This window comes from Lysinibacillus sp. KCTC 33748 (genome assembly GCF_002237755.1).
Taxonomy (GTDB): Bacteria; Bacillota; Bacilli; order Bacillales_A; family Planococcaceae; genus Lysinibacillus.
Genome location: NZ_MWSJ01000027.1, coordinates 57798 through 67477 on the forward strand (window position 1 = coordinate 57798; position 9680 = coordinate 67477).

Below are 9680 nucleotides of genomic sequence, written 5' to 3' on the forward strand. Positions count from 1 at the left end.
TGTCTACAGCCCCTCTTTTACTATGATTTGCTTTACTTTTTCGTCAAATTCAGCAGACTTCTTTACATAAACACTGCATACCCAAAATGACATGAAGATAATTGAAATACCGTAAATCCACGCTAACGTAATGTCTCCTATTACTTGGACGTTTAATATAGTTGTAAACAAGGCTAGGAATGGTAAAGCTAGAGAATATGCCAAATAAAAAATGGTGTATGAAATAATAAACTTTTTCTTATTTAAAAGTAGTTGTTTAAAATCCTCCGAAGTGGAAATTTTGTTATAATCTATTTGTTTGTTGTCTTGTTGTTCGATGTCTTGTTTTACACTACTCTGTTCTTTTACTAGCTCCAAATTGATAGCACCTCTTCCTAATAATTTAATAGGGTTCTTAAATGCTTCTAATTTTTCGATTTTTAATTTCTATTAAAAACTACTAGTTTTAGCTCTGTCATTTCCTCTACAGCATATTTTATTCCTTCTCTTCCAACTCCACTTTCCTTCACACCTCCATAAGGCATGTGATCTACACGAAACGTTGGAATATCATTAATCATTACGCCTCCAACATGAAGGTTTTCAGCTGCTGTTAACGCTGTATGAACATTATCTGTGTAGATTCCCGCTTGGAGACCATATCTCGAATCATTTACTTGCTCAATTGCTTCCTCTACTGTTTGAACTTTATTGATGATAACAATTGGAGCAAACACTTCTTGACACGAAACTTTTAAAGAAGAATCTGCATTTAATAATACTGTTGGCAATAGAATATTCCCTTTTGCGATTCCCCCGGTTGCTACTTCTGCTCCATGTTGTTTCGCTTCATGAATCCAATCTAAAGTACGTCCCACATCTTCTTTTGAAATAAGCGCTGAAACATCCGTACGTGGATCTAAAGGGTCACCAATCTTGAGTTGTTGAGTTTCTTCAACGAATTTTTGCACAAATGTTTCGTACAAACTTTCATGAATATAAATTCGTTGTAATGATATACATACTTGACCTTGGAAAGAAAAGGCTCCCTTCACACAACGATTAATAATTGAATCTATATCGATCCCTTTATCAATAATAACGGCAGCATTTGAACCCAGTTCTAATGTCACGCGCTTCAGTCCTGCTTTGTTTCGAATACCAATTCCAACAGCTGGGCTTCCCGTAAATGTAATAGCTGCAATTCTATCATCGGTCACGATTTTATCTCCCACGACTCTTCCGCTTCCAGTAATCACATTAAGAGCTCCATTAGGTAAACCAGCCTCCTGTAACAACTCTGCTAAAAAGAAAGAAGATAGTGGGGTTTGAGATCCTGGTTTTAATACAATTGTATTTCCTGCGGCAATGGCAGGACCTACTTTATGGGCAACTAAATTCATCGGGAAATTAAATGGAGTAATCGCTCCAATAACCCCAATAGGTTCTCGCACCGTATATGCAACTCGTTTTTCTCCACCTGGTGCAGCGTCCAATGGAATTGTTTCTCCATGAATTCGCTTTGCTTCTTCAGCTGCAAACTTATACGTTTGTATTGTCCGTTTCACTTCTTCGATCGCAGTAGCAATTGGTTTAGCTGCCTCTAAAGCGATAATTTCTGCAGCTTCATCTAAACGCTTCTCAAACAAACCTACCAAACGTTCCAAAATAGCTGCACGTTCGTGAGCTGGCATTTTCGCCATTACTGTTTTTGCACGACATGCAGCTTCGATTGCCTCATTCACTTCTTTTTCATTAGCCTTAGGAATATATGCAATAACATCTCCAGAGTATGGAGATGTTAGGGATGCATGTTCAGTGGCCTCTTGCCATTGACCATCAATGTATAAGTTTTTCTTTCTTGCTTGTACTTTTAAATTCATAGTCTACTCCTTTCTAGCTTTCTATTCATTAGATCACTAGCTCATCTTTTTTCATGTATTCATTCATTCCGTAGGACTCATTCTGCTTGCCATATTTATAATCTAGCCACTTTACCTTAATCCGCTTCTTGTATGGGTATACAGAACAATCTTTTAATTGTATTAATAATGAAGGGTGTTGCTCATTTATAGATATTTGGTGGCAGGTTCCATCATAATTATTACCATCTATTTCAACTTGAATATGGTAAATACCTGGTTTAGGCATTCGGTATCTCTTTTTTACTATTAATTTAAGAAACTGATGGTTGTTGTAAAAAAGGGAACTTTGATTTACTTCTCCATTAATTTCATAAAAATCGCCAAGGTACATAGGAATCTTTTGCACATGACCTTCATCAAGCAATTTTCGGATTGCTGTTGAACTAATTTTTTCATCATCATATTGGATCTTTGGAACAGTCGTTACTTCCAAACTTCCGGGATTATACTCTGATAACGTTTTCATATTACCGAGTCCTTTATAGCCATAATGATAATCAAAGCCTGCTACAGCATGTATACATCCAAGTCCTATAATGTATTGTTCAACAAAATCGTTAGGAGAAAGACGAGCAAACTCAGGGCTAAACTCAACAACAAATAACTTCTCAACACCCAGCTTTTCAAACCGATCTTCTTTCAAAGGAAGCGGAGTTAAATAAGTCATTGGCTCCAAATGAGGAAAGAGTATATCTTTTGGGTGCGGATAAAACGTCATAACACCAAAGGCGCATTGTTTTTGCACAGCAATTCGTTTTGCTGTTTCAAGAATTCTTTGATGGCCGATGTGAACGCCATCAAAAAAACCAAGAGCCAAAACACAAGCTTCCATTTCAGTGAACTTTGATTTATCAATTGAACTTTTAATAGTAATTGTCTCCATCGTTTGCCCTCTCCTTTTATGTTAAGTTAACTGCGGTGCAGTGATCTGGCCATATTTTCCTGCAAAGAATGTCAGAGGGTTTCCTTCACGAAGAACAATTTCTTCCACTTCTCCAAGGAACAGTGTATGGTCACCAGCTACTTGCTTTCCATATACAGTGCATACAATATTAGCTAGTGCATCCTTTACTACCGAGATTTCGTTTAGGCGGTCAAATTCTGGTTCTCGCTTTTCTTTGATCTGGCCGGCGAATAACATGGAAATTTCTTGCTGGTCTTCCGATAAAATATTTACTGCAAATTTACCGGAACGGTTAATTTTATCGAGCATTTTTGCATTTTCTTTAATTGATATTAGTACGAGTTTTGGGTTTAGCGACACTGACATGAAGGCATTTGCTGTCATGCCATGTGGCTCTCCATCAATGTCCGTTGTAATAACTGTTACGCCCGTTGCAAATTTACCCATCGCATCTCGAAATGTACGATCATCCATTAAAATTCCTCCATTCCTTTTATTTAAATAACAAGCTCTGGTTTGCGCTGTGCTAGGTTTGGTGCTTTTGATTGAATTTGTTCATTCGTTTCAATATCTAAAAACGGAGATGTTTCATTAAACCAACTGTCCGGTGCTTTTGCCCCCCATAATGTTTGACGACGTGGGTCATTTAAATCCCATCGAATCGGCTCGAAGTCATTGTCACTTGTTAAGTAATCTCCGTTATACAGCTCTATGCGATATCCATCTGGATCTCTTAAATACAAGAAAAACGCATTGGATAAACCGTGGCGTGCTGGACCTCTTTCAATGTTCTCTGAATAACCAAGAGAAGCTAAAACATCGCAACAATGAATTAGAGCAAGTGGATCCGGTAGCCAGTAAGCAAAGTGATGAAGACGCGGACCATCTCCGTTCATAAAGGCTTGATCGTGCACGGTCTGTTTGCGATGGAGCCACGTAGCCCAGATACTTCCATCTTCTATAGTTGTATATTCAGAACATGCAAAGCCTAGCTCGTTGATAAAGAAGTTGTAAGCTTTTTCTACATCCGGTACAGCACAGTTTACGTGGTCAATCCGCTGAATTCGTGCACCGCTGTATAAATCGTAGCGCTGAAGTAAGCGCTCTGCTTTTTCAATCTTGCAGAAAAATTCAAGAGGCATTCCTGAAATATCATGTACATGCAGTGCACGCCCAAGAGCATGCTGAGTACCTTCCTTTAGCCACTTTGTTTTTAAGCCTTTTGCTTGAAACAATTCAGCCAGACGGTCAAGATCTTCTTCTTTTTCTACTTTGTAACCGAGTGCGTGTACCCCTAACGTCTCGGACTTTTTAAGGACCAAGCTGTGGTGTGTGTGTTCTTCAAGCCCTCTCAAATAAACACAGTCGTCCTTAGTTTCCGTTTCAATCATACCGAGCGCTTTTACATAAAAATCTTTTGAACGGTCTAAATCCTTCACATTTATAACAGTTCTGGCAATACGAATGATATTGAAATCCATACTCCTCATCTCCCTTAGTCGATTAATTAGTTATTTTTTAACTAACGCTTCTGATCGATTCAAAAATTCTTTTACACGATCAACATATTCTTGTTTGTCATACCCGTTATAAAGCGTACTTGCCATTCTAACTGGATCACCGAAGAAGAAGCGCTCATAAAGTGTTTGTCGAGTACCGAATGAACTTATACATACATCCCATGCCAAACGATAAAGTTTCACACGATCATAAGCATCTCCAGTGGCTGATTGTAAATACTTATCAAGATCCGGACGAATTTCAGAATTGAAGTCTGCTTCTGCTGGAATCGCCATTAAGCCACTTGCACCCATTAATTGCATAATTTCTGTAAAGCGTGGGTAAATTTTCGGGAAGTAATGACGCGCTGCATTTAACGGTGCAAATTCTGGTGTCATAGTTCCCCATCTATCCACTTTTGCATTTGCTTCGGCAGCAACGACATATGCTTTCATCGTTTCAAGTGCAATAATTACCTCAGAGATTTTCTCCTGTATATGTTGGTATTGGCCAATATTAATGGTCTCTGCCATTAATTGAAGAATACCAAGTACAAACTCTGTTTTCGCGATATTTTTTGATACAACTTGATGTGTCATATGAACAACTGCATTACTTTCATTGTAGGCCTGGTTGCACACATTAACATCACCAAGAGCAAAGACTCGATTCCACGGAACGACAACATCATCAAACACAACAATGGTATCCATTTCTTCAAAGCGAGATCCTAGTGGATGGTCGAAATGAGACTTACCATAATCAAAAGATTCTCGACAAATAAATTTCAAGCCCGGTGTGTTATTAGGAATAGAAAATGCAAATGCATATGGATTTTCTTCAGCTGATTGTTTTAACAAAGTAGATGGGAATACCATGATTTCATCGGTAATACCACCTTGAGTAGCAAGTAATCTTGCCCCTTTGATAACGACCCCTTCAGATGTTTTCTCTTTAATTCGTGCTGCAATATACGGATCTGGAAGCTGTGCTGAATTTACTCCCCTATTGACTTGAGGCTGAATCAACGTATGTGTTAAAGATAAATCATTTTCACGGCAATACTCGTAGTAGTTGGCCATGTTTTCGGCATAGATGGAGTCCTGTTTTCCGAACATTTCTGCAGCCGAACCATACGCCATCATCCCGACATTAATGTAATCAGGGGAACGTCCCATCATGCCACCATTATATTTCGCCCATTCTTGCATCATTTTGCGACGTGTCACCAATTCTTCTTTTGTTTTTGGCTGAATAAAAGATGTCCCTACCCGTTCACCAGTTGTTGGAGATACATATGTCATGTAATCCTTTTTGTCTGGATCATGTTGCAAATCGTAAAGTTCTGCCTGAGTTTTCATTACTCCTTTAAAAGCTGGATGTTCTGAAATCTTTCCTTCTACTCGTTTGCCATCAATCCATATATTTGCCTGTGCATTATCGACTCTTTCAATATATTGCTCTCCTGTTTTTGCTGGCATTATTGTGTCCCCCTTAGAAAATAGTTTTTACTTCCCAAATTGCGGAATATGATGGTCACCTATAGCAACATGGATTACCTTTGGTTCTGTATAGAATTCAAACATTGCGAAATGACCACCCTCTCTTCCAATTCCACTATCTTTCATACCGCCAAATGGAATTCGAAGATCTCGTACGTTTTGAGCGTTAATCCAAAGCATACCTGCTTCAATAGCATCCGCCATACGATGTGCTCGTTTTAAATCTTTTGTCCATACAAAGCCAGCTAGTCCGTAAGATACGTCATTTGCCATATGAAGTACTTCTTCATCTGTTTCAAATTCGATTACGGCCATAACGGGACCAAAGATTTCTTCCTGACATACTCTCATGTCATTTTTTGCATTTAATAAAAGTGTCGGTGGTACAAAATTACCTGCCTTTACCTTCTCCGGAACCACGCCCTGAACTACTTCACAACCTTCTTGTTTAGCGATTTCTATATATTTTTTTACTTTGTTGTAGTGACCTTTTTCAATTAGCGGACCAAGCTCAGTTGATGAATCCATTGGGTCACCAATTTTAATGTTTGCGACACGTGCTAATAATTTTTCAACAAATTGAACTTTAATATTTTTATGCAAGAATACTCGAGAATTGGATGTGCAACGTTCCCCGTTAAAAGAGAAAATCCCCCATATTGCTGCATCTAAAGCTCGTTCAAGATCTGCATCATCAAATACAATTAAAGGTGATTTCCCACCAAGCTCCATCGAGGTTTTCTTTAAAGTATCCGCAGAATTTTTAATAATAGTGGAACCTGTAGTCGTTTCACCTGTAAATGAAATCGCTTTCACATTTGGGTGAGCAACAAGAGCAGCCCCTGCTGTTTCTCCAAATCCATGAACGACATTAAAGACTCCATCAGGAACTTTAGCTTTATGAATAATTTCAGCTAATTTATTTGCAGTCAATGGTGAAAGTTCAGCTGGTTTTAGCACAACAGTATTTCCAGTTGCTAATGCAGGCGCTACTTTCCAAGTCTCTAACATGAATGGGGCATTCCATGGCGTAATTAACCCTATAACTCCTAATGGTTTATAAACTGTATAATTAATGAATTCATCATCCATTGGGTAAGATTCGCCATGCAATTTTGTCTCAACCATACGTGCATAAAAACGGAAATTTTCTGCAGCACGTGCGGTTTGATTTCTCGTTTGGCTAATTGGTAGACCTGTATCTAATGATTCTAAGAAAGCGATTTCTTCAATCTCCTCATCGATGAGATCTGCAATTCTATTAATATATTTCATTCTTTCTTTCAATTTCAACTTGCCCCACGGACCATTCTCAAACGCTTCTTTTGCTGAAAGAACTGCTTGATTTATATCCGCTTCACGCCCCTCAGCGATATAGTTGTTTATTTCATTAGTAAATGGATTTTTATTTTCAAAAATAGCATCTGATTTACTGTCGACAAACTGTCCATTAATATATAGTTTTACATTTGCTACTTGCTTGTGTACGTGATTTTTTTGAGTCTCAGTTACTTGAACTTGCATGTTATTACACTCCTCATTCTTCTCTTACTCCTATAACAAGGAGTAAGAGAATTTTTTAGATTTTGAATAATTATTTAGTTACAATCTCATTTGACAAGATGCCATATTGATTTAAAACTTCACGAATTTCGTTTTGAAGTACCTCAGATGGTAAATCCATTGGCTTGCGTAAAACTGGCGTAATTTTACCCATCATGCCCAGCGCTGCTTTTACTGGTCCAGGGTTAGTCTCTTTAAATAACACATCATTTAATGTCATTAATTCAAAATGAAGATCTAACGCTTTTTCAGTGTCTCCTTCCTCCCAAGCATTGTGCATTTCTGCTACTTTCGCCGGTGCAACGTTTGCTGTAGCGCTAATAGAACCTTTCCCACCGATTGTTAACATTGGGTAGCAAAGAAGTTCAATTCCCGAGAATAGACTAAAATCTCTACCACAATTTAATAGCACCCGATTGACATGCTCAAAATCTTTATTTGACTCTTTGGCACCAATAATGTTCGGACAATCTTCAACAAGTCGAGCCATTGTTGTTACTTCCATATTCACTCCTGTTCTTCCAGGAATGTTATATATAATTATTGGAATATCCACGGCATTGGCAATAGTTTTATAGTGTTTATATAATGCTTGCTGGGAAGGCTTGTTATAGTATGGGACAATGACCATCGCAGCATCTGCTCCCATTTCTTGAGCAGCCTTTGTTAGCCGAAGCGCTTCATTATGATTAACTGATCCCGTTGCTGGTATAAATGGAACTCGTCCGTTAATCGTTTTACTTGCTGTCTCCATCACAAGCTCTCTCTCTTCGATTGTTAGAGAACTAGGTTCCCCAGAAGTCCCGGTTACCGAAATACCATGGCTCCCACTTTCTATTTGCCAGTTAATTAAACTTTTAAATGTCTGTAAATCTAAACTTTCATCTTCCTTGAATGGTGTAATAACTGGTGCAATCGAACCTTTTAAACTTTCCTTAGCTTTTCGAATTCTAGACATTTTATCTTCTCCTTTTCTACCTTTTCATGGAATCGTTTTCAAGATTAATGTATCATTAAGTTTAAAATATTTAAAATATTTAAAAAGTTTGTAACGTATATAAAATAAATATGCTTTCTAAGGAGGAATTTCATGGATATAAGACAATTGCGATACTTTGCCACTATTGTTGAAGAAGGCCAAATCACTAGAGCAGCGAAAAAGTTACATATGGCCCAACCCCCCCTTAGTCAACAGCTAAAAGCGCTGGAGGAAGAACTTAGTACTCTTTTGATAGTACGAAATGGAAAGAATATAGAACTAACAGAAGCAGGAAAAGTTTTGTATAAGAGAGCTACCAATCTTTTAAATCAGATTGAAGAAACAATTATGGAAGTGAAAGAGGTAGGAGAAGGTCTTAAGGGAATCTTATCAATTGGATCTGTAAAAACATGCTTTTCTTACCTACCTGAACGCATTCGCTTTTTCCGAGAAAAGTATTCAAACGTAACATTTCGTTTATACGAAGGGGATACCTATCGATTATTACAAGATTTAAGAAATAGGCATATTGAGGTTGCGATAGTGCGGTTACCTTTAGAAGCAGAATCAGATGACTTATCTTCACTGCCATTACCTCCGGACCATTTTGTTGCCGTTATCCCTGAGACGTGGAATTATGAAAATACATTAAGACTAGATGAACTTTCAAGTATGCCACTAATGTTGCTACAACGTTTTAAGGGTGTTGGTCAATACGAACTGGTTATAGAAGCTTGTAGAAAATATCACTATGAACCAAATATTGTCTGTCAATGTTCAGACGCTGCTATGATTATGTCCCTAGTTAGAGAAGGTGTCGGTGCTTCCTTACTCCCAAGGTCTGTCTTACATTCATTTTCTATGAATGGCCTGAAAATATTGGAGCTTGAAGAACTAAGTATTCAATCAGATTCCGCCGTTATCTGGTTAAAGGACCGTTACCTTTCAAAAAGTGCTATTAAATTTATTGAAACTTTTAAGAAGGAATACAGTTTAAATATTTCACATGTAGAATGACTCAATAATTACATGATTCTATATATCATGATGTGTTGAATCAGTTTTAAAGGTTTTAATTACTCCCTTCTACCAAAGAGAATATGACAGTGGATGCTCTAGAGGTGGTCCACTCTATTGTTGAATCAAGAAAGTGGCTATTATATGGATGTATATAATGTGTCTGTTTTCATCTGACACCTTCCTTTTCTGCAAATTAAAAGCCCTCCACAGATGATGAACTGCTCCCCAATTATTAGACACTCAATCTAACAATTGGAGGTGCAGTTTTTGTATGGTTAAATTTAAAGAAAAAGTGAAATTAGAAGCTG

At 37.7% G+C, this 9680-nt stretch carries 9 protein-coding genes; 1 reads left to right on the forward strand and 8 read right to left on the reverse strand.

The window, feature by feature from the left end:
* Positions 1-3: 3 nt before the first annotated feature.
* The 8 genes from B1B04_RS22175 to hpaI form a co-directional block, all read right to left on the reverse strand.
* A complete protein-coding gene (locus B1B04_RS22175; RefSeq protein ID WP_170939056.1) occupies positions 4-357 on the reverse strand; it encodes a DUF485 domain-containing protein in 354 nt (117 codons plus the stop codon).
* A 62-nt stretch (positions 358-419) separates the two neighbouring features.
* The gene (locus B1B04_RS22180; RefSeq protein WP_079563521.1) at positions 420-1862 is read right to left on the reverse strand and encodes an aldehyde dehydrogenase family protein; all 1443 of its coding nucleotides are present in this window, start codon (positions 1860-1862) and stop codon (positions 420-422) included.
* Positions 1863-1890: 28 nt separating this feature from the next.
* Entirely contained in the window at positions 1891-2787 is an 897-nt protein-coding gene (locus B1B04_RS22185; RefSeq protein ID WP_079563522.1) for a cytidyltransferase, read from the reverse strand.
* Positions 2788-2808: 21 nt separating this feature from the next.
* Complete coding sequence (locus B1B04_RS22190) at positions 2809-3282, reverse strand: flavin reductase family protein (RefSeq protein ID WP_079563523.1); 474 nt, start codon at positions 3280-3282, stop codon at positions 2809-2811.
* 23 nt (positions 3283-3305) lie between these two features.
* Entirely contained in the window at positions 3306-4289 is a 984-nt protein-coding gene (gene hpaD / locus B1B04_RS22195) for a 3,4-dihydroxyphenylacetate 2,3-dioxygenase (protein WP_079563524.1), read from the reverse strand.
* Between the two features lie 30 nt (positions 4290-4319).
* Positions 4320-5789 carry a 4-hydroxyphenylacetate 3-monooxygenase, oxygenase component gene (gene hpaB, locus B1B04_RS22200; protein WP_079563525.1) on the reverse strand — a complete coding sequence of 490 codons (1470 nt, stop codon included), beginning with the start codon at positions 5787-5789 and terminating at the stop codon, positions 4320-4322.
* Between the two features lie 27 nt (positions 5790-5816).
* Positions 5817-7334 carry a 5-carboxymethyl-2-hydroxymuconate semialdehyde dehydrogenase gene (gene hpaE, locus B1B04_RS22205; protein WP_079563526.1) on the reverse strand — a complete coding sequence of 506 codons (1518 nt, stop codon included), beginning with the start codon at positions 7332-7334 and terminating at the stop codon, positions 5817-5819.
* Between the two features lie 70 nt (positions 7335-7404).
* A complete protein-coding gene (gene hpaI, locus B1B04_RS22210) occupies positions 7405-8331 on the reverse strand; it encodes a 2,4-dihydroxyhept-2-ene-1,7-dioic acid aldolase (RefSeq protein WP_079563527.1) in 927 nt (308 codons plus the stop codon).
* 132 nt (positions 8332-8463) lie between these two features.
* On the opposite strand from hpaI, the gene B1B04_RS22215 reads away from it, so the two are divergent.
* Positions 8464-9369 (forward strand): LysR family transcriptional regulator, encoded by a 906-nt coding sequence (locus tag B1B04_RS22215; protein WP_079563528.1) that lies wholly within the window; start codon positions 8464-8466, stop codon positions 9367-9369.
* Positions 9370-9680: the final 311 nt, after the last annotated feature.

Coding starts and splice junctions, on each gene's coding strand:
- B1B04_RS22190 (WP_079563523.1), bottom strand. CDS start 3,282: ATGGATGATCGTACATTTCGAGATGCGATGGGTAAATTTGCAACGGGC.
- hpaE (WP_079563526.1), bottom strand. CDS start 7,334: ATGCAAGTTCAAGTAACTGAGACTCAAAAAAATCACGTACACAAGCAA.
- hpaD (WP_079563524.1), bottom strand. CDS start 4,289: ATGGATTTCAATATCATTCGTATTGCCAGAACTGTTATAAATGTGAAG.
- hpaI (WP_079563527.1), bottom strand. CDS start 8,331: ATGTCTAGAATTCGAAAAGCTAAGGAAAGTTTAAAAGGTTCGATTGCA.
- B1B04_RS22180 (WP_079563521.1), bottom strand. CDS start 1,862: ATGAATTTAAAAGTACAAGCAAGAAAGAAAAACTTATACATTGATGGT.
- hpaB (WP_079563525.1), bottom strand. CDS start 5,789: ATGCCAGCAAAAACAGGAGAGCAATATATTGAAAGAGTCGATAATGCA.
- B1B04_RS22215 (WP_079563528.1), top strand. CDS start 8,464: ATGGATATAAGACAATTGCGATACTTTGCCACTATTGTTGAAGAAGGC.
- B1B04_RS22185 (WP_079563522.1), bottom strand. CDS start 2,787: ATGGAGACAATTACTATTAAAAGTTCAATTGATAAATCAAAGTTCACT.